This is a genomic window from Enhygromyxa salina (genome assembly GCF_002994615.1).
Lineage (GTDB): Bacteria > Myxococcota_A > Polyangia > Nannocystales > Nannocystaceae > Plesiocystis > Plesiocystis salina_A.
The window spans coordinates 1-23,395 of the sequence record NZ_PVNK01000211.1; the positions used below are offsets into that span (position 1 = coordinate 1).

At 66.9% G+C, this 23,395-nt stretch carries 24 protein-coding genes and 1 pseudogene; 12 read left to right on the top strand and 13 right to left on the bottom strand.

The features are described 5' to 3' along the window. Positions 1-502 precede the first annotated feature (502 nt). The gene (locus ENSA5_RS24705) at positions 503-1,753 is read right to left on the bottom strand and encodes a threonine/serine exporter family protein (RefSeq protein ID WP_106394159.1); all 1,251 of its coding nucleotides are present in this window, start codon (positions 1,751-1,753) and stop codon (positions 503-505) included. Positions 1,754-1,818: 65 nt separating this feature from the next. Between ENSA5_RS24705 and ENSA5_RS24710 the strand changes: the two genes are divergently transcribed. The 8 genes from ENSA5_RS24710 (at position 1,819) to ENSA5_RS24745 (ending at position 9,548) form a co-directional block, all read left to right on the top strand. After that, positions 1,819-2,325: an Lrp/AsnC family transcriptional regulator gene (locus ENSA5_RS24710; protein WP_106394160.1), complete on the top strand. Its 507-nt coding sequence runs from the start codon at positions 1,819-1,821 to the stop codon at positions 2,323-2,325. 15 nt (positions 2,326-2,340) lie between these two features. After that, positions 2,341-3,162 carry a lysophospholipid acyltransferase family protein gene (locus ENSA5_RS24715; protein WP_106394161.1) on the top strand — a complete coding sequence of 274 codons (822 nt, stop codon included), beginning with the start codon at positions 2,341-2,343 and terminating at the stop codon, positions 3,160-3,162. Between the two features lie 34 nt (positions 3,163-3,196). Continuing rightward, positions 3,197-4,135 (top strand): NAD-dependent epimerase/dehydratase family protein, encoded by a 939-nt coding sequence (locus ENSA5_RS24720; protein WP_106394162.1) that lies wholly within the window; start codon positions 3,197-3,199, stop codon positions 4,133-4,135. Continuing rightward, a complete protein-coding gene (gene ung / locus ENSA5_RS24725) occupies positions 4,135-4,821 on the top strand; it encodes a uracil-DNA glycosylase (RefSeq protein ID WP_106394163.1) in 687 nt (228 codons plus the stop codon). The genes ENSA5_RS24720 and ung overlap by 1 nt, the downstream gene beginning before the upstream one ends. Positions 4,822-4,850: 29 nt before the next feature. Continuing rightward, the gene (locus ENSA5_RS24730) at positions 4,851-5,795 is read left to right on the top strand and encodes a UbiA-like polyprenyltransferase (RefSeq protein ID WP_106394164.1); all 945 of its coding nucleotides are present in this window, start codon (positions 4,851-4,853) and stop codon (positions 5,793-5,795) included. 186 nt (positions 5,796-5,981) lie between these two features. Continuing rightward, positions 5,982-6,842: a hypothetical protein gene (locus tag ENSA5_RS24735; RefSeq protein ID WP_106394165.1), complete on the top strand. Its 861-nt coding sequence runs from the start codon at positions 5,982-5,984 to the stop codon at positions 6,840-6,842. Between the two features lie 109 nt (positions 6,843-6,951). Continuing rightward, positions 6,952-8,361 (top strand): cystathionine beta-synthase, encoded by a 1,410-nt coding sequence (locus ENSA5_RS24740; RefSeq protein ID WP_106394166.1) that lies wholly within the window; start codon positions 6,952-6,954, stop codon positions 8,359-8,361. Positions 8,362-8,363: 2 nt separating this feature from the next. Further along, complete coding sequence (locus tag ENSA5_RS24745; protein WP_106394167.1) at positions 8,364-9,548, top strand: cystathionine gamma-synthase; 1,185 nt, start codon at positions 8,364-8,366, stop codon at positions 9,546-9,548. A gap of 185 nt (positions 9,549-9,733) precedes the next feature. On the opposite strand, the gene ENSA5_RS24750 is transcribed toward ENSA5_RS24745, so the two are convergent. The 3 genes from ENSA5_RS24750 to ENSA5_RS24760 are packed head-to-tail and all read right to left on the bottom strand — an operon-like array spanning position 9,734 to position 11,202. Further along, the gene (locus tag ENSA5_RS24750) at positions 9,734-10,129 is read right to left on the bottom strand and encodes a helix-turn-helix domain-containing protein (protein ID WP_106394168.1); all 396 of its coding nucleotides are present in this window, start codon (positions 10,127-10,129) and stop codon (positions 9,734-9,736) included. Continuing rightward, positions 10,126-10,584 (bottom strand): hypothetical protein, encoded by a 459-nt coding sequence (locus ENSA5_RS24755; protein ID WP_106394169.1) that lies wholly within the window; start codon positions 10,582-10,584, stop codon positions 10,126-10,128. Before ENSA5_RS24755 ends, ENSA5_RS24750 begins: the two co-directional genes overlap by 4 nt. Before the next feature lie 42 nt (positions 10,585-10,626). After that, positions 10,627-11,202, bottom strand: a complete 576-nt coding sequence (locus ENSA5_RS24760; RefSeq protein ID WP_181198107.1) for an RNA polymerase sigma factor — start codon at positions 11,200-11,202, stop codon at positions 10,627-10,629. Positions 11,203-11,279: 77 nt separating this feature from the next. On the opposite strand from ENSA5_RS24760, the gene ENSA5_RS24765 reads away from it, so the two are divergent. Beyond that, entirely contained in the window at positions 11,280-12,884 is a 1,605-nt protein-coding gene (locus ENSA5_RS24765; protein ID WP_106394170.1) for a serine/threonine-protein kinase, read from the top strand. On the opposite strand, the gene ENSA5_RS24770 is transcribed toward ENSA5_RS24765, so the two are convergent. The 5 genes and pseudogenes from ENSA5_RS24770 to ENSA5_RS39815 form a co-directional block, all read right to left on the bottom strand. After that, positions 12,881-13,393 (bottom strand): hypothetical protein, encoded by a 513-nt coding sequence (locus ENSA5_RS24770; protein WP_106394171.1) that lies wholly within the window; start codon positions 13,391-13,393, stop codon positions 12,881-12,883. The two genes, ENSA5_RS24765 and ENSA5_RS24770, sit on opposite strands and share 4 nt — an antisense overlap. Positions 13,394-13,564: 171 nt before the next feature. Beyond that, positions 13,565-15,118, bottom strand: a complete 1,554-nt coding sequence (locus ENSA5_RS24775) for a DUF2357 domain-containing protein (RefSeq protein WP_106394172.1) — start codon at positions 15,116-15,118, stop codon at positions 13,565-13,567. Further along, entirely contained in the window at positions 15,109-17,361 is a 2,253-nt protein-coding gene (locus ENSA5_RS24780) for an McrB family protein (protein WP_106394173.1), read from the bottom strand. The genes ENSA5_RS24775 and ENSA5_RS24780 overlap by 10 nt, the downstream gene beginning before the upstream one ends. 273 nt (positions 17,362-17,634) lie before the next feature. Then, a complete protein-coding gene (locus tag ENSA5_RS39340) occupies positions 17,635-17,793 on the bottom strand; it encodes a transposase domain-containing protein (RefSeq protein ID WP_258183006.1) in 159 nt (52 codons plus the stop codon). Between the two features lie 24 nt (positions 17,794-17,817). Further along, a pseudogene (locus ENSA5_RS39815) lies at positions 17,818-17,934 on the bottom strand (IS66 family transposase); the annotation flags it as partial. Positions 17,935-18,106: 172 nt separating this feature from the next. On the opposite strand from ENSA5_RS39815, the gene ENSA5_RS38175 reads away from it, so the two are divergent. Continuing rightward, the gene (locus ENSA5_RS38175) at positions 18,107-18,262 is read left to right on the top strand and encodes an RCC1 domain-containing protein (protein ID WP_181198108.1); all 156 of its coding nucleotides are present in this window, start codon (positions 18,107-18,109) and stop codon (positions 18,260-18,262) included. 138 nt (positions 18,263-18,400) lie between these two features. Next, the gene (locus tag ENSA5_RS24795; RefSeq protein ID WP_106394176.1) at positions 18,401-20,071 is read left to right on the top strand and encodes a glycosyltransferase family protein; all 1,671 of its coding nucleotides are present in this window, start codon (positions 18,401-18,403) and stop codon (positions 20,069-20,071) included. 160 nt (positions 20,072-20,231) lie between these two features. Here ENSA5_RS24795 and tnpB read toward each other — a convergent pair whose 3' ends face one another. Next, a complete protein-coding gene (tnpB, locus tag ENSA5_RS24800) occupies positions 20,232-20,567 on the bottom strand; it encodes an IS66 family insertion sequence element accessory protein TnpB (protein ID WP_106394177.1) in 336 nt (111 codons plus the stop codon). Beyond that, positions 20,561-20,905 (bottom strand): IS66 family insertion sequence element accessory protein TnpA, encoded by a 345-nt coding sequence (gene tnpA, locus ENSA5_RS38180; RefSeq protein ID WP_181198109.1) that lies wholly within the window; start codon positions 20,903-20,905, stop codon positions 20,561-20,563. The genes tnpB and tnpA overlap by 7 nt, the downstream gene beginning before the upstream one ends. Between tnpA and ENSA5_RS39820 the strand changes: the two genes are divergently transcribed. Next, positions 20,899-21,408, top strand: a complete 510-nt coding sequence (locus ENSA5_RS39820; RefSeq protein ID WP_181198110.1) for an IS66 family transposase — start codon at positions 20,899-20,901, stop codon at positions 21,406-21,408. The genes tnpA and ENSA5_RS39820 overlap by 7 nt on opposite strands. On the opposite strand, the gene ENSA5_RS24810 is transcribed toward ENSA5_RS39820, so the two are convergent. Together ENSA5_RS24810 and ENSA5_RS24815 are read right to left on the bottom strand one after the other, a co-directional pair. Beyond that, the gene (locus ENSA5_RS24810) at positions 21,405-22,859 is read right to left on the bottom strand and encodes an ATP-binding protein (protein WP_106394179.1); all 1,455 of its coding nucleotides are present in this window, start codon (positions 22,857-22,859) and stop codon (positions 21,405-21,407) included. The genes ENSA5_RS39820 and ENSA5_RS24810 overlap by 4 nt on opposite strands. A gap of 85 nt (positions 22,860-22,944) precedes the next feature. Beyond that, positions 22,945-23,349 carry a hypothetical protein gene (locus tag ENSA5_RS24815; protein ID WP_106394180.1) on the bottom strand — a complete coding sequence of 135 codons (405 nt, stop codon included), beginning with the start codon at positions 23,347-23,349 and terminating at the stop codon, positions 22,945-22,947. Between the last annotated feature and the right edge of the window lie 46 nt (positions 23,350-23,395).

Below are 23,395 nucleotides of genomic sequence, written 5' to 3' on the forward strand. Positions count from 1 at the left end.
CCTCCCCCCTCCAGCAAGCACGAACGAGCCCCCCTCAGGGGGGCCACGCAAACCACTGCGGACCACATGACAGCCCACCGAGCGAGGGAGCGCAGCGACCGAGCGACCTGCCGCGCAGCGGCAGTGCGTGGCAAAGTGCAGGACGCCTGCGGGGGTCAAAAGAACCCCACCGAGCGACCTGCCGCGCAGCGGCAGTGCGTGGCAAAGTGCAGGACGCCTGCGGGGGTCAAAAGAAGCCCACCGAGCGACCTGCCGCGCAGCGGCAGTGCGTGGCAAAGTGCAGGACGCCTGCGGGGGTCAAAAGAACCCCACCGAGCGACCTGCCGCGCAGCGGCAACAAGCCCAAACGAGCCCTCCAGCAAGCACGAACGAGCCCCCCTCAGGGGGGCCACGCAAACCACTGCGGACCACATAACAGCCCACCGAGCGAGGGAGCGCAGCGACCGAGCGACCTGCCGCGCAGCGGCAGTGCGTGGCAGAGTGCAGGACGCCTGCGGGGGGTCTAAACCGCCCTATGTTCGTGGGCGGGTCCGCGCACGTGCGGCAGCGCGACCGTGTTCGCGACCAGCACCCCCGCGACCAGCGAGGCCGCGATCAGGATCATGCGAAACGCCGCCTCGACCCCCGCGAGCGCGTCGTTGCTCACGAACAAGGTCACGCTCTGAAACCCGAGCGAGCCCGGGACCAGCAGCAGCAGACAAGGCAGCAGGATCACCGCGGCCGGCAGCCGCCGCCAGGCTGCGTAGCCGTTGGCCGCGAGCCCGACCGCGAACGCGCCCGTGAACGCCCCGAGCTCGGGCCCCGCGACCGCCCCAGCCAGCCGCGCGAGCTCGGCCGCGACGACTCCCGTGATCGCGATCGCCGGGACGTCCGCGCGCCGGACCTGGAACAGCACGCAAAAGCCGATCGGCGCCAACATCAGCGCCACCATCCTCGTCCACGGCGCGAGCTCGGCCGTGAGCGCGGGCGCGAGCGCGTAGCTCGTGTCGATCGGCAGCGCCCCCGCCAGCGCCCGCGCGACCGCGACGCCAAAGGCCATGGTCATGAACACGGTCAGCGCCCCGGCCAGCCGCGCCGTGCCCGAGACCAGGTGGCGCGTGGCCAGCTCGGTCATCGCCACGGTCAGGCTCAGGCCCGGGACCAGCACGATCAGGGCCGCCAGCGTCGTCACGTGGCTGTGAACGCCCCCGATCGCGCGGGCCAGGATCAGCGAGAGCAGCGCGGCCAAGAACGCGGCCAGGGGCGCAAACACCCGTCCGAGCCCAGTCCGGCGCCCGGCCGCGAGCGACAGCAAGCCGACGCCCAGGCCGAGCCCGAGCGAGCTCAGCGAGTCGCCGAGGTTGCCGCCAAAGAAGCGCGCGGCTCCAGCCGAGGCCAGGCCCGAGGCCAGGACGATCGCGCTCGAGCCATAGATCGGCGGCGCCGCGGCGGCCCGCCGCAGCGCCCGGCGACCCGAGACCGGGTCGCGCAGACCCGAGCGCACGTCGGCGATGACCGCGTCGAGGGCCACGAGCCGACCGAGCTCGGCCTCGCCCGCGTCCGAACGAATCATGTGCGCCCGCTGGCGCCGGCCACCGAACGCGAGCTCGACCGAGGTCGGCGTGGCGAACACCTGCAGCCGGACCCCGAGCGCGGCCGCGCACGCCATCAGCGTGTCCTCGAGGCGGTGGGCGGGCATCCCGTGGCGGTGCAACAGCTTGGCAGCCGTGGCCAAGAAGGCCTGGGCCTGATCGCGCGTTTCACGAACGTTCATTGGAACCTGTTGACTGGGGTCGAATTTATAACGATATTTTCACGCGTCTACCGAATTGAACTCGGATGAACACGGAAACTCGACCCCTCGACCGAATCGATCACGAAATCCTCGGGGCCCTGCAAAACAATGCGCGGCTGAGCAACAAGGAGCTGGCCGCGAGCGTCGGCCTGGCGCCGTCGAGCTGCCTCGAGCGGGTCAAACGACTGATCCAGGACGGTGTCATTCGGGGCTTCCACGCCGATGTCGATCCCGCGGCCCTCGGGGTCGTGCTCGAGGCGCTGGTCTTCGTTCGCCTCGGCCGCCACCAGCCCGAGCTGCTCGAGGGGGTGTGGACGCAGCTCGCCGAGCGCCCGGAGGTCCGCGACCTCTACTACGTCGCCGGATCCCACGATCTCGTCGTCCACGTGGCCGTGCGGGACGTCGAGCATCTGCGGTGGTTGGTCACCGAGCAGATCTCGAGTCGGGCCGAGCTCGGTCAGCTCGAGACCTCGCTGATCTTCCGCCACCGTCGCAGCGCCGAGCTGCCCGACTACGCCCGCGAGCACGCGCCGCAGCCCCGGGGGCGGTGATACACTTCCGCGCGCATGTGGCGGCGAGTGATCAGCGACGAAGTGCGCGAGCGAATCGAGCGGCTCGACCTGCCCTTCAACCGCTGGGGCCTCGATCCCTACGGCATCTCCAAGGATCACCTCGGGCTGTTCCTGACCGTGCTCGGCCAGGCCCACAAGCACTACTTCCGCGTCCGAACCCGCGGGATCGAGAACGTGCCCGGGACCGGCCCGGCGATGCTGGTCTCGAACCACTCGGGCGGGCTCCCGACCGACGGCGGCATGATCGTGGCCTCGATCTTCTTTGATCGTGAGCCCCCGCGCCTCGCCCACGGCATGGTCGAGAAATTCGCCCAGAGCTGGCCGTTCATGGGTCCGTGGTTCTCGCGCGTCGGCCAGCTGCCGGGGCTGCCCGAGCACGCCAAGCGCCTCCTGCTCGACGGCCGCCTCCTGATGGTCTTCCCCGAGGGCGCGCGCGGGACCGGCAAGCTCTACCGCGACCGCTACCAGCTCGAGCGCTTCGGGACCGGGTTCATGCGCATCGCCCTCGAGACCGGGGTCCCGATCGTCCCGATCGCCTTCATCGGCGGCGAAGAGGCGATCCCAACCATCTACCACGCCAAGTACCTGGCCAAGCTGGCCAACGCGCCCTACTTCCCGATCACCCCCTACATCTTGCCGGTCCCGCTGCCCGTCAACTGCGAGGTCCTCTACGGCGCGCCGATGCACTTCGAGGGCACAGGCAACGAGCCCGACCACGTCATCGACGGCTACGTCGCCCAGGTCAAGGCGCGGGTCGAAGAGCTGATCGCCGAAGGACGCGGGGCGGGCGTCAACCACGAGGCCGAGGCCAGTTGAGCCGACCGGTCATCCGTGGCCTAATCTCAGACTCGTGAAGGTCCTGATCACCGGCATCGCGGGCGCCCACGCCCAGCTCGTCGCGCTGCGCCTCGTCGACAACGGTCACGAGGTCATCGGCATCGACGTGCGCCCGTGGCAGGGCGCGCCGCGCGGGGTGACGATCTTCCAGACCGACGTGCGCAAGCGGCCCGCGGCCGACGTGTTTCGCGTGCATCGGCCCGACGTCGTCATCCACATGGCCACGGTCACGCACTTCAACGCGAGCGCCGAGCAGCGCTACCGCGTGAACCTGCGCGGGACCCAGGCGGTGTTTCGCTACTGCGACGAATTTGGCGTCAAGAAGGCTGTGTTCGTCGGCCGCCACACGATCTACGGGGCCGCGGCCGACGCTCCTTTGTACCGCAACGAGGACGAGCCGCCGCTCGCGGTCTCGACCTTCCCCGAGCTCGCCGATCTCGTCGCCGCCGATCTGTACGCCAGCCGCGCGCTGTGGAGCTGCAAGAACATGCGCACGGTCGTGCTGCGCCTGGTCTACGCCCTCGGCCCCAGCGGTCGCGGGACCCTCGCCAGCTTCCTCGCCGGACCCCGGGTGCCGATGGCGATGGGCTTCGACCCGCTGTTTCACGTCATGCACGAGGACGACGCGGCCAAGGCGATCGTGCTCGCGGCCGAGTCGGAGATCGCCGGGGTCTTCAACATCGCCGGGCCGCCGCCGGTCCCGCTCTCGGTCCTGTGTCGCGCGACGCACCGCACGGCCGTGCCCCTGCCCGAGTCGGTGCTCAAGCGCGCGCTCGGTCGCTTCGGGCTGCCGCGGCTCCCGCCCGGCGCGATCGCCCACCTCAAGCACCCGGTCGTCGTCGACAACGCCGCCTTCGTCGAGGCCACGGGCTACGACTACGGCTACGACGAGCACCAGACCATGGCCTCGTTTTGCGACGCCAACATCCTCCGAGAAGATCGAGGCCTGTGATGAGTGACGCCTTTGGCGAGCTGCCCCCGAGCTGGGAGTCGGTCCTCGGCGACGAGCTCGGCGCCCCCTACTTTCGCAAGCTCGAGGACTTCGTGGCCAAGGATCGCGCCGCCGCCGAGGTCTTCCCGCCGCCGCAAGAGGTGTTCGCCGCGTTCGAGCACACGCCCTTCGACGAGGTCCGGGTGCTGATCCTCGGCCAGGACCCCTACCACGACAACGACCAGGCCCACGGGCTGTGCTTCTCGGTCCGACGCGGGGTCAAGGTCCCGCCCTCGCTGCGCAACATCTACAAGGAGCTCGAGTCCGACGTCGGCGTCACGGGCCCCGAGCACGGCTTCCTCGAGGCCTGGGCCGGGCGCGGGGTCCTGCTGCTCAACACCGTGCTCACGGTCCGCGCCCACAAGGCCAACTCGCACCGCAAGAAGGGCTGGGAGACCTTCACCGATCGGGTCATCGAGGCGCTCGCCGCCCGCGAGGATCCGCTGGTGTTCGTGCTCTGGGGCAAGCCCGCGCAAAAAAAGATCCCGCTGATCGAGAAGCACGGCGACCACCACGAGATCCTCGCCGCGGCCCACCCCTCGCCGCTCTCGGCCCGCAACGGCTTCTTCGGCAGCAAGCCCTTCTCCGGGGTCAACGCCGCGCTCGAGCGCTGGGGCAAGCCTGCGATCGACTGGTCTCTAGACTAGATCGTCTCGGGAGCTAAGCTGCGGCCGAGATGGCCGAGGGCGAGACCGTGAAGCCAGCCGAGAAAACCGCGCCCGGCGGCGTGTGGACCACGCTGGTCCGCTACGCCAGCCTCGTGAAGATCAGCCACACGATCTTCGGCCTGCCCTTCACCCTCGCGGCTGGGATCCTCGCCCACCGCGCGGCCGTCCACGAGGGGCTCGGCGACGGCGTCGGCATGACCGCGCTCAAGCTGGTCTGGATCGTGGTCGCGTTCACGGGCGCGCGGACCACCGCGATGGGCTTCAACCGGATCGTCGACCGCAAGATCGACGCGGCCAACCCCCGCACGGCCACCCGTGAGCTCCCGGCCGGAGCGATCAGCCTGCGCGCCGCCGTGGCTCTGACCAGCCTCGCAGCCTTGGTGTTCATCGGCGCAGCGGCGGCGCTCGGCCCGGTCGCGCTCGCCCTCTCCCCCCTGTGCCTGGTCGTGATCTGCGGCTACAGCCTGTTCAAGCGGTTCTCGTGGGCGGCCCACCTGATCCTGGGCGTCGCGCTCTCGCTCGGCCCGGCCGGGGCGTGGGTCGCCGTCACCGGCGGCCTCGACGGCTTCGCCATCCCGGGGGTCATGATGGTCGCGGTCGCAACCTGGGTCGCGGGCTTCGACGTCATCTACAGCCTCCAGGACCACGACTACGACGCCGAGGTCGGGCTCCACTCGATCCCCGTCGCGTTCGGCGTGCGCGGTGCGCTGTGGTTCTCGGCCCTGCTCCACGTGGTGACCGCCGCCGCGCTCGTCGCCCTGCAGCTGCTCGCGGGGCTCGGCGTCGCCCACATCGTCGGCGCGGTCGCGGTCGTCGCGATCCTGATCTACGAGCACTGGATCGTGCGGCCCGACGATCTGAGCCGGATCGACAAGGCCTTCTTCGATCTCAACGGCTGGATCAGCATCGCCTACTTCGCGGCGATGATGATCGACGTGCTCGTGCTCGCTTGAGCGCCCGAGGGAGCCCCGTCCATGGCCGCGCCCCCCTGCTCGCTTCACGCTTTGTGATCCGCGGCGCCCCCGGCCGGGTCGAAACCCGGCGCGGGCCCCAGTCGGTTTGACAGCCGCCCCGGGTGCCCGGATGCTTACTCGGTGACGCGTGGGTCGAGGCGGAGCCTGAGTGGGCATGGGGCGACCTTGATCGGGGTCGCCCTGCTCGCGCTCGCCGGGCCCAAGCTCGCGCGAGCGGCCGAGCCCGAGGCCGCGCTCGAGGGCCCGGCGCGCGCGCTGGAGGCCGAGCTCGACGCCCGCGCCCAGGACAACCTGAGCGCCCCTCCCCTCGCGCTCACGATCCCCGGCCTCGCCGCGCTTCAACCGGCCCCGGCCAGCCTGTTCGCGCCATCGGTCCTGGCCAAGCGCAGCCGCGACCGCGAGTTCGACACCTCGCTCGGCGAGAGCGATCCCCGCGTCCGCAGCCTCCCTCGCACCCACCGCTTCCGCCTCACCCTCCACGCCCAGTGGGTCAAGCTCACGCGCACGCAAAATCCCTCAACCGGCGAGTTCGAGCGCTTCCACTTCGCGCCGATGATGCTCGACCTCGGCTACCAGGCCCAGTTCCTCAAGTACGTCATGGTCCGGCTCGCGGTCGCGGCGGGCGGAAACGTCGCCAACACCCGCAACGCGATGCCGATGACCGTGTTCCCCCAGGCCTACGTCGGCTTCCAGCACAAGATCATCGGCCTCGCGTTCGGCTACGGCTTCGACTGGACCATCCCGCCGACCTTCGGCGCGAGCGCCAACACCAGCACCGCGCTCGAGCAGCCCGTCATCACCCGCAACCATGTCGTCATGGGTGAGATCAGCGCGACCAGCCGGATCGACAAGGTCGCCCTGACCCTCGGCCTGACCCTCGGCGGGATCCAGTCGGACCTGACCCACTTCGAGACCTACAACCGCAAATTTCGTTTTTACCTCGGCCTCCAGTTCGGGGCCTTCTTCGACGGCACGAAACGCCGGGAGAAGAAAGCCCGCAAGAAGGCCGAAGCCGAAGGACGGTGAGCGTGCTCGCCATGCGCGGGCCGCGGGCCACGCCGACCGTGCCGCAGCTCACGCGTTGCGTGATCTGCCGCCCTCGTCCCCCGCTAGGTCGACGTTTTATGGTCCGCCCATGCCGAAGCTCATGCCAGGCGCGGTGCCGTCGATCATCGAGGCGATCGGGAGCACCCCGATCGTCCGACTGAACGCCGTCACCGCAGACATCGAGTCCGAGATCTACGTCAAGGTCGAGTACATGAACCCGGCCGGGTCCATGAAAGACCGCGTCGGCCTCAACATCATCCGCGACGCTGAAGAGCGCGGCATGCTCGGACCGGGCGGGACGATCATCGAGGCGACCTCGGGCAACACCGGCGCGGGGCTCGCGATGGTCGCGGCGATCCGCGGCTACAAGTGCATCTTCGTCATGCCCGACAAGATGTCGCAGGAGAAGGTCTCGGCCCTGCGCGCCTACGGGGCCAAGGTCGTGATCTGTCCGACCGCGGTCGAGCCCAGCGACCCGCGCTCGTACTACTCGGTCGCGAAGCGTCTGGTCGAAGAGACCCCCGGAGCCTTCTACGCCAACCAGTATCACAACCCCGCCAACCCCGAGGCCCACTACGTCAGCACCGGGCCCGAGATCTGGGACCAGACCAAGGGCGAGTTCGACGTGTTCGCCTCGGGCATGGGCACGGGCGGCACGCTGTCGGGCTGCGGGCGCTACTTCAAGGAGCGCAAGCCCGAGATCCAGATCGTCGGCGTCGATCCGGTCGGCTCGCTCTACTACGAGTACGTCAAGACCGGGCGCATGACCAAGGCCTTCTCCTATTATGTGGAGGGCATCGGCGAGGACTTCTTGCCCTCGACCATGAACCTCGACATCCTCGACGACATCGTCCAGGTCGACGACCGCGAGTGCTTCATGATGACCCGCGAGCTCGTCCGCCGTGAGGGCATCTTCTGCGGCGGCTCGTGCGGGGCCGCGGTCATGGGCGCGATCAAGTACGCCCGGAGCCTCGACGAGCCCAAGCGGATCCTCGTGCTCTTGCCCGACAACGCCCAGAAGTACCTGTCGAAGATCTTCAACGACGACTGGATGCGCAGCAACGGCTTCCTCGACGAGCGCGAGAACGAGGGCACCGTCGCCCACATCCTCAAGCGCAAGCCCCAGAAGCTGATCACGATCGACGCGGCGACGACCGTGCGCGACGCCGTCGCGACCCTCAAGAGCCACGGCATCTCGCAGCTGCCCGTGCTCGACGAGGACGGGCGCCACTGCGGGATCGTGGCCGAGATCGACCTGCTCAACTTCCTGGTCGAGCATGAAGGCAGCGCCCTCGACACACCGATCGCCGATCTGATCGAGAGCGACTACGCGACCGTCACCCCGCACACGCGCATCACCTTGCTCAAGCGGATCTTCAACGACGCCAAGGTCGTGCTCGTGACCGAGAACAACCGCCTGCGCGGGCTCCTAACCAAGATCGACCTCATCGACTACCTCGCGCGCGACGCCGCCGCGGGCAGCAAAGGCAAGGAATAGCCATGGCCGAATACAAGCGCGACGACGACCACTGTGGGCCCGAGGCCCGAATCGAGACCCTGGCGATCCACGGCGGCCAGCACAGCGAGCCGGTCACGGGCGCCGTGATGACGCCGATCTTCCAGACCTCGACCTACGTTCAGAAGTCCCCGGGCGAGCACACCGGCTTCGAGTACAGCCGGACCCAGAACCCGACCCGCTTCGCGCTCGAGCGCGCGATCGCCTCGCTCGAGGGTGGGACCCACGGGCTCGCGTTCGCCTCGGGCTGCGCGGCCACGACCGCGATCATCCAGCTGCTCGACGCGGGCGACCACGTGATCGCGGGCGACGACATCTACGGCGGGACCTTTCGCCTGTTCGACAAGGTCATGAGCCGCCGGGGCCACCGCTTCAGCTACGTCGATCCGCGTGATCTCGGCGCCGTCGAGGCCGCGTTCGAGGACGCGACCAAGCTCGTGTGGCTCGAGACCCCGACCAACCCGATGCTCAAGCTCGGCGACATCGCGGCGATCGCCAGGATGTGCAAGGAGCGGGGCGTGCTCCTGGCCGTCGACAACACCTTCATGACCCCGGTGTTCCAGCGCCCGCTCGAGCTCGGCGCGGATCTGGTCGTGCACTCGACGACCAAGTACATCGGCGGCCACTCCGACGTCGTCGGCGGGGCGATCGCCACGGCCAGCGCCGATCTCCACGACCGCCTCCACTTCATCCAAAACTCGTGCGGGGCGGTCCCCGGGCCTCAGGACTCCTACCTGACCCTGCGCGGGATCAAGACCCTGGCCCTGCGCATGCAACGGCACGAGCAAAACGCGCTCGCCGTGGCCCGCTACCTCGAGGCCCACGCCAAGGTCGAGCGGGTGATCTATCCAGGCCTCGCCAGCCACCCGCAGCACGAGCTCGCGAGCCGGCAGATGTCGGGCTTCGGCGGCATGGTCAGCTTCTACTTGAAGGGCGGCCTCGACGAGGCTCGGCGCTTCCTCGAGGCCGTCCGCGTGTTCACCCTGGCCGAGAGCCTCGGCGGGGTCGAGAGCCTGATCGAGCACCCGGCGATCATGACCCACGCCTCGGTGCCCAAGGAGAACCGCGACAAGCTCGGGATCGCCGACGGCTTCGTGCGCGCGAGCGTGGGCATCGAGCACCTCGACGATCTGCTCGCCGACCTCGAGCGCGCGCTCGCGGCTTGCTAGATCTTGAAGGGGGGCCTTCGCAGGCCCCCCTCCCCTGGATTTATCCAAGTTTCTTCGCTTCCAGCGGACTAGCAGATCTCCGCGCCGTCGACTCCGGGGAACACGAGCTCGCTGTCGGCGTCGACGAGCTCGCGCTGGGCCTCGCCAACGTGGATTGGGCCCGAGAGAGCCCTCCCCCAGGTCGGCTACACGTCATGGACTGTGCCGCTGACGTCGAAGGCGTCGAGTTCATCGAGCAGGGTCCGAATCACGTTGGTAGCGAACGCGAGCACTCCGGGAGCACGGCCCGCGAGCAGGCCAAGCAGCTCACGGGACGCGTCGTCGATCTGCAGCTCGAAGCTCTCGAAGCTCTCGAAGAGGGTACTCACCAGGAGGTCGAGTCCCCCGGTGAGCTTGCGGATGGTGTCGAGGCTCGGAGAAAAAGCCCCATGCTCGAGCCGACGGATGGTGTCCGCCGACAACCCGCTACGTTCTGCGAGCTGCTCCTGTGTCATGCCACGGGCCTTCCTCAGCTGTCGGATGTGCTTGCCAAACGCAGCGCGCTGAGAATCCAGAGGCGGAGTCGACTTGGGCTCGGTCATGGCGCCTCCGCGTCGAGCGCCCGGTAGCGCGTCGTGCTCGTCTTGCCCTTGCGCTCGGCCTTCCCCGCTTCGATGAGGCGTTTGAGCCCCTTCCTCAGTTTCCAGGGAGGCCCGCCGACGCGCGCAGTCAGGTAGCAGGCAGCGACGTCCCCTTCAGCCTCTGCGAGCACCCTGTAGAGGTAGTCGTCAAAGTTCGCGCCGTGGGCCCGCTTGGCGAGTTCGAGTCGCCGTCGGTCGATCAACGGGCCTCCATCCATCGGGAGAGCGAGAGCCTCGCCCTCGGGATCGTCGAGCAGCTCACCGATGGTGACCTGACGCAGCGCGGGCCCCCGGGGGCCGTTGTACAGGTGCTCAAAGACATCGCCGAGCGTCCAGTCGAGGTGTGCACGCAGCACGAGCGCTACGGCGCGACGTTCGGCTTCGGCGAGGAGGGGGTCGAGGTGGGAGGCCGCCATCGCCCCGCGGTCGTCGCTCGGGGTGAAGCGTTCCCGAGAAAATCAGCTTGGCGGCGTCGGGGTTTGTCGGGGAGGCGACGTTGGTGTCTCGGCGCGCCGCTGGACCCGGTCGGCGAGCTCGGTCTGCGCGCGGTGGCGGCGAGTTCGAGCCGTTGTCCGCGAGATCCCTTCGTGCTCGGCAAAGGACCCGGCGTCGCCCCCTTCGAGATCGTGCTCGATGACGTCTCGGTAGTGATCGGGGAGCTGCTCGAGCTCTTCGTTGGCCAGCTCCCACCGCTGGCGCCAACGCGCGTGGGAGCTCGGGCTCCGTGCGGGAGCCAGCGGCTCGTGCTTCACCCCCTCCGCGAGCTCACTGCGGCGGTATCGGGCGCGCAGCTCGTTGTGCGCGAGGTTGCGAGCGATCCCGAAGACCCACCCCCGGAGGGACTCCCGCGCCTCGAAGCCCGGGAGTTTGTCCAAGAGGACCACGAGGGTGGCCTGGGTGAGATCCTTGGCGACATCGGGCCCGAACCAGGACGAGAAGTAGCGGCGAAGCTCAACTGTCAGAACCGGCGCGAGCCTGGCCCACGCACCCCGCTCCTCGTCGCGGACGGCACGGAGTAGCTCGTCGAGGTCCATCCCGGGTGACCATACAGCCGACGCCCCCGTGACCCAAGAGCTGATCCAACACGCATGCCGGATGAAGCCGCGCACCCATGCGAGTACGCTCGACCTGGACCGGAGCAGCCTTGCCCTCAGATCCACCATCAGACGACGAAGTCGACGACGCCGAGCTCGACCGCCTGGCCGCGGGGCTCGAGCGTCGTGACATGCCAGAGGACGTGGCTGAGCTGATGTGGGCCATCGCCGAGAAGACCTTCGTGCGGATGGGCGAGCCGAACGCCGAGCCGTACTTGTTCGAGGGCTTCGAGGCGCTCGACACCAAGTTCGGCGGCATGGGCATGGTGATCGAGGCTCGTGATCCGCAGCTCGACCGCAAGGTGGCGATCAAGCTGTGGGTGAGCTCGGGACCCGAAGCCGAGGCTGCCCTGCTGGCGGAGGCGAAGCTCCTCGCCAAGCTCACCCACCCGAACGTCGTGACGGTGTACGAGACCGGGCAATGGAATGGCCGGGTGTACTTCGTGATGGAGTGGGTCGAGGGGCTGGACGGCCACGAGTGGATGCAGACGCCGCGCGACTGGCGAGAGCTCCGTGATGTCTTTGCAGGCGCGGGAGCCGGGCTGGCGGCCGCTCACGACGCCGGGGTTCAGCACCGCGACTTCAAGCCGGCGAATATGCTCATTGGCAACGATGGTCGGGTGTTGGTTGCCGACTTCGGCGTCGCTGAGAAGGTCCGCGCGTTCGACTCGGATGACGATCACCCGGCGCCGCTCGTCGGGACCCCCAGCTACATGGCTCCCGAGCGGCTCCGCGGCGAGCGAGGCGACCCTCGCTCGGATCAGTTCTCGTTTTGCGTGGCGCTGTGGCGTGGGCTCCACGGACAGCGCCCCTATCCGGGCGATGCACCCGACGAGTTGCTCGAGGCCATCGAGGCCGGCGCGATCCGAGCTGGCTCGCCAGACTCCAGCGTCCCACACTGGCTCAGCCGGGTTGTCCGCAAGGGGCTCGAGTACGATGCCGAACGCCGCCATCGTGACATGCACGAGCTCGTTCGTGCGCTGCTCGATGAGCCCGACGGTGGGGGCGAGTTCTCTGACGGTGAGTCAGATGAGAAGGAGACGCTCGTTCCCGGTGAAGGGCTGCTCAACGTACCCGTGGCAGGCAAAGACCAGCCTCGGAAAGCGTGGCAGATCTTCTTGTACGGCTCCATGACGGGCATCGTGCTGGTGATGATGGTGCTCCTCGGCCTGGCGATTGTCCGCGGCCAGATCGAGCGTACCTTCTCGGCCGATCAGCCCACGCCCCCGCAGATATCCGAGTCCGAGTCCGAGTCACAGAGGCCAGAGCCAGCCGATCAAGCCCAGCAGACCGAGACGGGTGACGAGGACCCCTTCGACGCGATCCTTCAAGCCATCGAGCGTGGCGAGTTCACCGAGGCCCACAGCTCGTGGCTGCGCGAGCGCTCGGTTGATGGTGCCCCGGGTCTGACCGACCACGAGTCGTTGGCGATCGGCCGGGCGAGTTTTGAGCGGGCTGTCGAGCTCAGGACGACCGCGCCTACCGGGTCAGATGAGGCCGAGTTTCTAGCCGCGTCCATCGCCTTGTACCTTAAAGACTCCGGGGACACGGCCGACACGCGAGGCGCCGGAGAACGGCTCGGGCAAGATCTGGAAGAGCTGCGCGGGGCCAAGGCTCGCTAGTCGAAGCAGTCCACGGTTCCATCCACATTCTGGATGCCGTGCTCACACCAGGCGAGGTAGCCCATGCAGTCGTCCAACTGCACCACCGTCTCGACCTCCGTGCAGTCGCTCGCTCCACAGCAGATGATGTCTCCGAGCGGACCTGGTGTGATCGAGAGCCCAGCTTCCTGGCAGTGCCCGAAGTCGCACACACTGGGAAAGGGCTGGTAACAGACGACCCCTCCGGTAGGGGTCACGGTCGCGTGCTCACAGGCGTACCTCGAGCCCGCTGTGCACTGCCCCTCGCGGTCGGGGAGCCAGCACGCGGCCCCTGTCGCGTCGTGGACGCAGCACACGTCTGAGTTGAACCGTGGTGCATCTGGGCCAGCCCACTCGCAGAAGCGCGCGAAGGTCTGCCCGATCGCGTCCGTCAGCGGCTGGCCGGCTGAATCGAGATAGACGTCGGCGCACAAATCGGGGCTCGTCGCGAAGGTGTTGAGAACGGTGGTGAGAATGATTGAGAGCGTCATGCGCGGACGCTAGCACGCGCAATACGCGCCGAATCCGCTGCAAGAATGGCCTGCGACGAGATCGCGGTCGAGCCGCACGGATGGGATGGGCAGTCTCAGAAACGACCCACGCAACGAAGAGCGAATTGTGGAGAGCGCCGACCACCAGGTCGTTCACGCTCGCATCTGAGATCAACCCAGCAACGCGGCAAGGGCCTGCTCCAACCGGTTCGTGCAGCGCGGCCTGGCAACCACGACTCCAACACCGTGCGCCTGATGAAACGCGTCCTTCTCGAGCCACGGTGCCCCGCCCGCGGCGGGAACCACGAGCAGCGCGCGTTCGGGCGGGTGCCCGCGCCAGCGCAGGGCGTCGTGGTACAGGTGCGCGCTCGTCATCGCGTCGAGAACGTTCGCACGAGACACGCGGTACTTGGCGTCCAGGACTATCCAGCGTGCGCTGTCGCCGGTCTCGACGCTGACTACGAGGTCGGGGAAGCGCGTGACGTTCAGCGATCGAAACTCGTGCTCTTTCTTCATCGACCACGTCGCGCACTTGACCTGGAACCCGAGCCAGACTCGACGTCCCGCGCCGTCGCTTCCGCTCCAGGCCAGGTCGGCCGGCGGCGAGGTGACGGTCGCCAGCTCCTCGAAGCCGAACGACTCGCGTAGCAGACGACGCGCGGTCACAAAGCACCAGCGCTCGTAGAGCTCCCACGTTGGTGGCAGCCACAGATCCTCGTCGCGCGGCTCACCCTCGAAGCCCAGGCCCAGCGTTCGCCAGCCGAGCTTGTAGGTGCGCGAGTAGACCGGGTGCGCGCTAATCGTGTTGAGCCCCCCCGCGGTGATCTGCGCGCGCGTCACCGCCGACAGCACGGGCCCGCGCAGCGCCCGGACGAGATGACGCTCGAGCCCGAGCAAGTAGCGCTCGCGGACCGGCCAGCGCTCGGCCAGCGTGGTCCGCGTTCCAGACTCCCGCTCCCGCTCGACCTTGACCGCCAAGCGCTCACGACAGTCGACGACACGCCGCAGAACACTCTGGGTCAGCGCCTTGATGCAGCGGTTGGCGGCCTCGTCGACGTGTGGCTCGACCACGGGCGCGTCCAGCCGCGGGGCCGGCCCGGAGTTCGCGGGTTGTTCTTGACCGACGAGCAGCGACGCGAGCTGTGGGTTGCGAAGCGCCTGAAACACGGTCCGTCGATCGGCGCGCCGGACCTGGGCGAGCGCGAGCATGCGTCGCTCCTGACGTAGACGACGCACCGGCGCAGCCAGGACGCGCTCGAGACTCGACAGGAAGTCCTTCGCGTAGGTCCGCAGCTTCCCGTAGGCGAGCAGCGGGTCGTCGAGCTGACCCAGGCTCCCGGTGCGCGTCGTCGCAGGTTCGCTGCCGAGGACGAACTCTGGCTGGGCTTGGCGAAGCTCCGCGATGATCTCCGCGAAGCGATCGCGCCCGAGCTTGTCCGGGTTGGGCGAGACGTCGAGGCGCAGCACGTGTTCGGCCCCGCCGCGAAGGTCGACCAGGCGCGCCCGGACCTCGCCCGCGTAGAAACTCGGCTTCCAGCGCCAGCGGGATTGGCCAGCGCCGTGCTCGACCGCGACGGGTTCGTCATCGATCTCGAGGCGCCAGTGCTCGCCCTCGCTCGCCAGCTCAGCCTCGACGAGTTCGCGGAAGCCCTCGATGGCTTCGCGCGCGTCGACGAGGTTGAGCTCCAGATCGGGGCGAGGCCGCGCGTGCAGACTCAGCGCCAAAAACGCGCGCTCCCAGTGGTTGTGAGGTCGTGTTCGAGCTCTTCGAGCTTGCTCAGGCAACGCTCGAGCTTGTATCGCTTGGCGACCTTCTTGGTCTCGTCGAGGGCGGCGCGGAAGCGGGGCGAGTCGTCGCCGCGCAGCTTGGGCACGATCTTGGCGTAGACGATCGCGTCGAGGGCCGCGTCGAACTCCAGTTGGCCACCGTGCTCCTGGTTACGAGCGAGAAAGTCGACGACGTCGTCGACCACCCGCCAGCCAAAGTGCAGCCGCGCGGGCACCAGCGCCTGCATGAGCTCGGTCAACGCCGTCCGCAGCCGCTCCGTGTCCTGCTTGCCGAGATTGGTCCGGTCCCAGCCGGCGTAGTCGTTGATGTCGATGTCCCAAAATTCGAGGGTGAAGGCGCGATCGAGAACCTTGTCCGAGAGCCCGTGGGTGGTCTCGTCCATGTTGACGGTGCCGATGATCACGAGGTTGCTCGGGTAAGGGATCCGCTTCTCGACACCGTCGTGCATGTCGCCCTCGCTGTGGAGGTCGATGCGATCACCGGTCTCCATCGCGGACAGGAGAGGCGCGAGGTACTGCTCCGGGCGAGAGAGGTTCATCTCGTCGAGGATCAGTACGTGCGGGGCCTCAGGCCTGCTCACGGCCTGGCGCAGGAACTCGAGCACTGGGGTGCGGACGTAGGCCGTGGGCTGGATCGGGTTCACGTAGCCGAGCAGTGGTCCAGGGTCGTACCAGCCGGGCTGGACCGCGATGATCTTGACACGTGCGCGCGCCGCCTCGCCGCCGCCAGCGAGGGCGAGGCCGTACTGACGAGCGAGCTGGGTCTTGCCGGCGCCGGACAGACCCGTGAGCACGGCGAAGTGCCGGCGCGGATGGGCCCAGAGGCCGGCGTGGAGCTCGGCCACGAGGGCGCGGGGGAAGTTGTAGGTCAGCCCGGCGTAGAGTTCGTCGAAGGGTGACTTTTGAATCCCTCCGACATCGGTCGTGAGGGCTTCTTCCTCCTCGTCGGGCTCGTCGGCTCCGTCGGGTTCGTCGATCGGTTCGAGGATCGCCGGCTCCCAATGGATCTGCTTGGCCCATTCCCGACCGCGTTCGGTGAGCACCCACAACCTGTTTTCTGGTGTGAAGAGGCCGAGGTGGTTGCACCACCCCACAATCGCGCTCGGGGCGACGGTTCCCGTCCACCCTGGGTTGGCCTTCTGGATCGCGCGCAAGAGATCGGTGTTTCGGATCGGGCCGTGGTCTCGCACGTGAATGAGAGCCAGGTCGAAGCCGAGTATCCGCGTCAGCAACCACTTGGCGAGTTCATCGGGGTCTCCGGTCTCGAGCACCGCGCGGCCGGAGGGGGTCAATTTGTAGACGCGCCCATCTCGATAGACCACGCCCAGCTCTCCTTGCAGCACACTGATGGTCGTGCCATGGCTCGAGTCCTTCTTGCCGGGCTGCTCGGTACGGAGAAAGTCGATGAAGTCCTCCCGCGTCAGCCCCCCCTCAACCGCCTGGAGCATCGCCAACACGGATTGGAAGTAGCCCCGGCTAGCGGTCATCCCTTTGCGACGTCGAGCAGCCGGCAATGGCTTGAGCTTTGCCTCGCCTGTGTTCGTAACAACCTCGGTGACGTCTTCCTCCGTCTCGGCGTTGCTCCGGTGCAGGTGCATCAGCCACGGCAGGCTCATGCGGGCCGCGAGCGCGTCGTAGTCGTCGTGGGCGACCGGGCCGAGGACATCGTTGAGGCGGCCGACGATCGCCCGGTTGACCGCGAGCGCGCCCTTGGGGGGATCGGCGAGGAACCAGCCCGCGATCTCGTGCAGCAGCCTGCGGCTGGCCAGGGTCGTGAACTCGGTCGGGAACAGCGCGGAGAGCAGACGGAGGATCTTCAGCCATGGGGTGCGGCGACCCTCGAATTGCGCGACGAGGCGGTCGAAGATCGTCTTGATGTGCGCGGCCTTGATGACCTTGCCCTCGGGGAGGGGGGCCATCGCTTCGGTGGCGAGCCACTCGCGGAAGTCCTCGTCGTCGAGGGCGACGTCGACCTTGACCGAGCCCATGCCGGTGCTGGTAATTGCCTCGGACTCCCACAGCTTGCGCTGGAACTCGCGCGATCGTCGGAGCTCGGGGGGCGCCTGCGCAACCTCGCGGAGCAAGGCGGCGGCGCCCTGGCGCCAGCCAGAGACCCAGTCGGGGGGCTTGGCCTCGACGGTGTTGCAGAGCGAGCGGAGATCCTCGTCGGTGTAGGCCATGGGAGCGGTTCGATCTAGTAACATGCCCGCCGAGTGCCCAGGCCCACGAAACGCTCATGCCTCGAAACCCTGACCCGGGCGAGCTTGCTCGAGCTTGCCTCTGCTTTCGACGTCGAGGTCAACGTAAGGTGACGGTGAAGGCATCTTGCAGACGCACGGAGCCTGTGGCAGCGCCCAGCTCCGCAGCTCGCGGCTCTGGACCCCGACCTCGGCACCATGCTGCTGAGCCTCGGCCAGAGCGTGCTCGCGCTCGAGCGCGCAGGCTCGATCTGCTCAGGCTGCCGAAGCGACGGCGTCCGGCGACCAGTTCTGCGGCAGCAGCTCAGCCAGTCGCTTCTGCGGCCACCCATCGGCGATCCGCGTCAAGACCTCACGCAGGTAGGCCCACGGCTCAACGCCGTTGAGCTCGCAGGTGCGGATCAGCGAATACATGGTCGCCTTCCGCCTCCCGCTCGCGTCGTTCCTTGCAAACTGCCAATTGTTCCGGCCGACCGCGATCTGCCTGAGGGCCCGCTCGGCGGCAGTGTTGTCCAGAGGTAGGCGACCATGGATCCAGCCTTCGCGCGCGCGCAAGAACTCGCGCGTCGCGTCCGCCTTCCAGTCGGGCGTGTACTCGAAGTAGGAAGCCTACTGCTGGGGCAGCGCGGAATTTGGCCAAATCGGCTCGGGTGATCTCGAAGACATCGGCGACGACGAAGCTCCTACTGCAGGCGGACCGCTGGATGTCGGTGGTGCGATCCGCATCTTGGATGCAGGTTTCTTCCACACCTGCGCGGTCAACGAGTTCAACGAGCTACGCTGTTGGGGGAACAACGACACGGGTCAACTCGGGCAGGGCCACACGAAAACCCTCGGCGACAACGAGGATCTTCTCGACATCGAGCCCATCTCGCTGTTCTGAAGTCATCGATCCTGTCGCCCACACGCGCGCGAGATGGGCGGCCCCGTGTCGGTCGGGTACACTCCGCCATCAATGTCAGCGGATGCCCCAGCCCTCCGCTACCCAGCCCTCGGCAGGCTGCTGGCGCATCCTCGGTTTGTGTGGGTCGTCGTGGGGGTGTGCTTGCTGCTCGGGCTCGCGTCCCTCGGCAACGGGCTGCTCGCTGACGACCTGATGCACTACCAGTTCCTCTCGGCCCACCGCGCGGGTCGGAGCGAGGCAGCCTGGTGGGACATGTTCGTGCTGGTCGAGCATGACCCGAGGCGAACGATCGGCATGCGGACCTCGGGGCGGTATCCGTGGTGGGTCGACCCGAACCTGAGGATCGCGTTCTTTCGGCCGCTATCGGCGGCGACCCATCACCTGGACTTCTGGCTGTGGCCCAACTCACCGGGCCTCATGCACGCGCACAGCGTCGTCTGGCACGCCGGGGCCTGCGCCATGGCGTGGGCCGTGGCTCGACGACTCAGCTCGGATCCTCGCGTCGCAGGGCTCGCGGCGATCTTCTACGCGCTGTCCTTCACCCACGTGGTGCCGTGGAGCTGGCTCGCCCACCGCAATGGTCTGGTCTCAACCTTTTGGGCGCTGGCTTGCCTGCTGGCCCATATTCGCTGGCGATCGGATCGCAAGTGGATCGCTGGAGTGGTCGCGCCCGGCCTGCTTGGCGCCGCGCTGCTGAGCGCCGAGGGAGCAGTGGTGACGCTGGCGTTCTTGGTGTCGTACGAGCTGCTCGTCTCCAAGGGCCGGCTCCGGTCGCGGCTGCTCGCCCTGACCCCGGCGCTCGTGACCGTCGCTGCGTGGCGCGTGGTCTACAAGCTCCTCGGCTACGGTGCCCTAGGGTCGGGGGGCTACATCGACCCGATCGCCGATCCCCTGAATTTCTTGCTGGCTTTGCCCGCGCGCTGCGGCTCGCTGATCGCGCTGAGCGTCTCGCCGCCGTTCATTCCAGACCTCCCGTTGTGGTTGTGGGCCGCCTCAGCCTTCGGTGTCGGGATCGCAGCGCTGGTCTTCGTGCTGTCACCGGACTCCAAGCGCGGCGCCGCCCGCTTTGGTCTCCTCGCTGCGTCCTTGGGGTGCCTGCCCCTGGCGGCGAGCTTCCCGGTCGATCGCCTGTTGGTGTTGACCAGCTTTGGCATGTCGCTCGTGTTCGCGGAGCTCGTCGACGGGGCCTTGTTGCGTCGAGCCGGCGCGGCGCGGACCCTCGGCGCGGCTTGGGTCGGGGTCATTCACCTCGTCGTTCCGACGCTCGCCGACCCCTACGTGTCGAGTCACCTCGAGGCGGTCCTGCTCGTTCACAGCGACGCCCACGGTCCAGACCTCCCCGGCGAGGGCTTGAAGCGCAAGGGCCTGATCATTGTCCACACGCCGGACTATCCGGCCGCCGACAAGCTCGCCGCCAACCGTGCGCGCCGCGGCCTCAGCGTGCCCAACTTTGTGTGGATCCTGCACTCTGGCCCGGCCGAGCCCGAGCTCGAGTGCGTCGACGAATCCTCAGTCGTGGTTCGGGAGCCAGAGTTTGGCTGGCCGGTCGGTGGCTTCGCCGTCCAGTTTCGAAACACGAGGGCGACCCCCTTTCGGGTCGGGGACACCGTCCGCACGGTCGACTACACCGCCGAGATCACCGAGGTCGAAGACGGCCAACCGACCGCGGTCCGGTTTCAGTTTCGAGCCAGGCTGGACCACGAGAGCTTTGTCTGGGCGACCTGGGACGAGGGCGAATTTGTCTGGATGAAGCGGGGGCCCTCATGCGAGCCCTCGCGCGGGGGCTGATGTGCGGTGGCTCGCGCATTTTGTTACTCAGCGAGCTGACCAAGCCGCTCTCGAGGGCGGCCACCTCCCTGCTCGAGGTTGAGCTCGTCGCGGCTTCCCACACTGGTATAAGGCAGCCTCAGCAGCGAAGTGTCACAGTTTTTTTCTCCGGCACCCACCGCTACCGCCGACGCGGTCCCGCGAGCTCGATGCCCTCGAGGATCAGCATCAGCTCGGCCGCTTCGACCTCGACCTTGACCTCGCCGAGCCCGGGACGCTTCGGCGCGCGGAACGTGCCTCGCTCGATCTGCTTGTAGTAGATAATCCAGCCCGTGCGATCCCAAAACAGGATCTTCGCCCGGTTCCCGCGGCGGTTGATGAACACGAACAGGTGGCCCGGCATCGGATCCTCGGCGAGCAACGAGCGGGTCACGTTGAACAGGCCGCCGAAGCCCTTGCGCAGATCGACGGGGTCGAGGGCGAAGTAGATCCGCACGCTCGGCGGCAGGCTCAGCATACCGACCCCACGACGCGGAGGACGCGAGCGAGGAGCTCGTCGTCGACGCTGCGCTCGACGTGCACGCGGGCCTGGCCGAGCTCGATGACCAGCGAGGATGACCTCGCGCTCGGGAGCTCGCCGACCACGGCGACCTCGGCGAGCCTCGGCGGCGCCAGGTAATTCTTGGCCCAGCGAGCCAGGCGCTGCTCGTCGATGTCGTGGCGCTCGCAAGAGGCCCGCCGGCTCATGTCGCTGTCGCGCCAGGCCTGGACGACCGTCGCGGCGTCTGGACGGGTCCAACGGCGCTTGGCGGCGAGGGAGGCGAGGTCTCGAGGGTCTACGCGTCGAGTTGGCATCCGCCGATCGTCGGCGTCTACGCTCGCTGGCGACAGATGTCCTCACCGAGTGCTTACCCGGCGCCGAGCGCCTCGCAGCCCGCCGCGAGCACAGCACCCCCTGCTACGACGACATGGTGTCGTGGTGTCGAGCCTACGAGCCTGACGTGCCGCCGAAGTCGCCGCTCGGTCGCGCGATCGGGTATCTGCTGAAGCATCAATTGGCTTTGCGTCGTTTCGAGAGCGACGGCGGGATCCCGATCGACAACATGGCCGCGGAGCACAACTTCGTCCCGGTCGCGCTGACGCGGAAAAACTTTCTGTTCGCGGGGCGCGCTGAGAATCCATGGAGGTTCGCGGCGAGCACCTCGTGGACAGGACGGCGTTCGATCACGACCGAGACGATACACCTCGTGAAAGACCGAGATCGCGCAATATGCGCGAAGGAGGGAGGGTGTTGGGTTTCATGGACCTGTCCACCGTGCTCGGCTACGGGCTGGAGGAACTGCATGGATGACAGCTAGTCACTTTCGATCAGTGGTAGCTGTTCGTCTGAGTTCTCTGAGTTCTCTGAGTTCTCTGAGTTCTCTGAGCGCACTTTCCGGTAGCGCCGATTGAAGCGACTAGCCTCTGCATCCGAAGGTTCGATTTTCTTTGCCTTGAGTAACCTCTGAAGACTGCGTTTGATCTTGTTCTCAGAGCCTTCACCAGTCAACTGACGAGCCTCGCGGTTAGCGATGGAGTCATGAGTCTCAAGGAACTCCATGATCTGGTCCTCGTAGGATGCTAGTCGCTGATGTTTTAGCGTAACCTCGACGCTGTCATCCATCGCAGCAATCTCTGGCGGCACCAGTCCTGCATCCCGCATTTCATTGAAAGCGGTGTCGAGGCCCTCGCCCAGATCATGATTGATCGGGTTGGGGAGCCGATGGATCATCCTCACTATATTCGGATTTCGGTTGAAGTGTGCCTCACGGATATTGTCGACGGTCACATTGCCTGGAAGTTTACCGGGCGACTTGATTGAGATTCGGTTGTCGTAGATTGTAACATGAACATCCGAGGACAAACTGTAGTCCCGATGGAGGATCGCGTTGACCAAAATTTCGTGAACCGCTTTTGCGGGATAGGCGACCCTGACAACCTTGTCGCCAACCGAGTATGTACTGTCCTTCATGACTTCAAATATCTTCTCCTTGCAGGCGTTGGCGAGGTGTTCGATGGGCCCGTTTATTACAGATGTGCCCTCAAGCTGCGAACGCTTGTAGTCTTTGTCAATCGTCTGCATTCGAATGATCTTCACGCTGCACTTTGAGGGAATGACTTCTTGTGGCTCCGGGTCAAAGAGGAGAGCGCAGGCAACTGAGGGCCGGCGAATGCCATTCACCTCTGGCAGCAACCGGTTGCGTCGAAGAAGGGTTTGAGGGTCTTGGGATGTACCCACTCGCCCGATAAAGTCCTTCAGGAACGGCGAGCCAACAATGTCATCGATCTCAAGATTGGGGACCTGGGTGTCCTCAAATTTGTAGAATCCTTTGGCATATGCAAGCCGAGTCACTGCGTCGCCCTTGATTTTTTGGGAACTCGCATTGCTCCGTGCATAGCAGACGCTACCTGATGTATAGTGAACGACGGATGACTTTGGAATAATCAAATGGAGAATGTAGCCCGCTGATGGCTCATGAAGGAACTCAGTCTCCACACCTTCAACGGCTGGCTGAGTGTTATGCAGCAACTCGGCGATGTGGGCGTTGGCATCCTCGGGTTTTTCAAAACCACGGAGGCGCTCTCCGGCTTCACTGTGGTCGGCGATCCCAACGTAGAGATCGCCTCCGTCAGAGTTCGCCATCGCCACAAACGTTTCTTGGAGTTTGGCTGGCTTAATCTCCTTTGCTTTGAAGTCCAGGAGGTACCCTTCCTCCTGACTGGCGATTAAGTCTAGTTCACTCCTACTCCGTTCCGAGACGTCGAACATTGTTCTCGCTCCTCACCGCCGAGCCTACCATATGGATCCAACTCCGTGTACTGCGCGCGGGGGGCGCGCGACCGTGGGCGCCGCGCTACAGACAGGCATCAAACGTAGTTTGCACACCAGCGGGCATACTCGGGCAGGCCGCGGTCGCTACCATGTAGTCGCCTGTGCACGCGTCGTATGCACCCTCTTCGCATTCGACGTTCGCATCCAGGCACTGAAGGTAGGACTGGAGCGCCATGTTCACGCAGTCCAGGTGTGCCTGGGCATCGTCTTCACTGCCAGCAACCGCGTCGTCGAGGCACTGGCGCTCGGCGATCGAGACTGGCCCGTAGGCGTCGTCGCACTCGACGCGATTGGCGAAGCCCAGGTCTTCAGGACAGCGACAAGCGCTCGCACGGGTGTCGGTGATCAGCTCGTCATACTCAGTCAGCTCAGCAGAGATGTCGGGCACAGCCGAGCACGAAAGCATGGCGCCGAGCAGGAGCGGCACAGTCGAGCGGAGCGCACGCGCGATCGTACGCGCATCCTACACCGGT

What these genes read in the sequence shown, in the direction of transcription:
- ENSA5_RS24705 (WP_106394159.1), bottom strand. Translation starts at nt 1,753, where the DNA reads ATGAACGTTCGTGAAACGCGCGATCAGGCCCAGGCCTTCTTGGCCACG.
- ENSA5_RS24710 (WP_106394160.1), top strand. Translation starts at nt 1,819, where the DNA reads ATGAACACGGAAACTCGACCCCTCGACCGAATCGATCACGAAATCCTC.
- ENSA5_RS24715 (WP_106394161.1), top strand. Translation starts at nt 2,341, where the DNA reads ATGTGGCGGCGAGTGATCAGCGACGAAGTGCGCGAGCGAATCGAGCGG.
- ung (WP_106394163.1), top strand. Translation starts at nt 4,135, where the DNA reads ATGAGTGACGCCTTTGGCGAGCTGCCCCCGAGCTGGGAGTCGGTCCTC.
- ENSA5_RS24730 (WP_106394164.1), top strand. Translation starts at nt 4,851, where the DNA reads ATGGCCGAGGGCGAGACCGTGAAGCCAGCCGAGAAAACCGCGCCCGGC.
- ENSA5_RS24740 (WP_106394166.1), top strand. Translation starts at nt 6,952, where the DNA reads ATGCCGAAGCTCATGCCAGGCGCGGTGCCGTCGATCATCGAGGCGATC.
- ENSA5_RS24745 (WP_106394167.1), top strand. Translation starts at nt 8,364, where the DNA reads ATGGCCGAATACAAGCGCGACGACGACCACTGTGGGCCCGAGGCCCGA.
- ENSA5_RS24750 (WP_106394168.1), bottom strand. Translation starts at nt 10,129, where the DNA reads ATGACCGAGCCCAAGTCGACTCCGCCTCTGGATTCTCAGCGCGCTGCG.
- ENSA5_RS24755 (WP_106394169.1), bottom strand. Translation starts at nt 10,584, where the DNA reads ATGGCGGCCTCCCACCTCGACCCCCTCCTCGCCGAAGCCGAACGTCGC.
- ENSA5_RS24760 (WP_181198107.1), bottom strand. Translation starts at nt 11,202, where the DNA reads ATGGACCTCGACGAGCTACTCCGTGCCGTCCGCGACGAGGAGCGGGGT.
- ENSA5_RS24765 (WP_106394170.1), top strand. Translation starts at nt 11,280, where the DNA reads ATGCGAGTACGCTCGACCTGGACCGGAGCAGCCTTGCCCTCAGATCCA.
- ENSA5_RS24770 (WP_106394171.1), bottom strand. Translation starts at nt 13,393, where the DNA reads ATGACGCTCTCAATCATTCTCACCACCGTTCTCAACACCTTCGCGACG.
- ENSA5_RS24780 (WP_106394173.1), bottom strand. Translation starts at nt 17,361, where the DNA reads ATGGCCTACACCGACGAGGATCTCCGCTCGCTCTGCAACACCGTCGAG.
- ENSA5_RS39340 (WP_258183006.1), bottom strand. Translation starts at nt 17,793, where the DNA reads ATGTATTCGCTGATCCGCACCTGCGAGCTCAACGGCGTTGAGCCGTGG.
- tnpB (WP_106394177.1), bottom strand. Translation starts at nt 20,567, where the DNA reads ATGCTGAGCCTGCCGCCGAGCGTGCGGATCTACTTCGCCCTCGACCCC.
- tnpA (WP_181198109.1), bottom strand. Translation starts at nt 20,905, where the DNA reads ATGCCAACTCGACGCGTAGACCCTCGAGACCTCGCCTCCCTCGCCGCC.
- ENSA5_RS24810 (WP_106394179.1), bottom strand. Translation starts at nt 22,859, where the DNA reads ATGTTCGACGTCTCGGAACGGAGTAGGAGTGAACTAGACTTAATCGCC.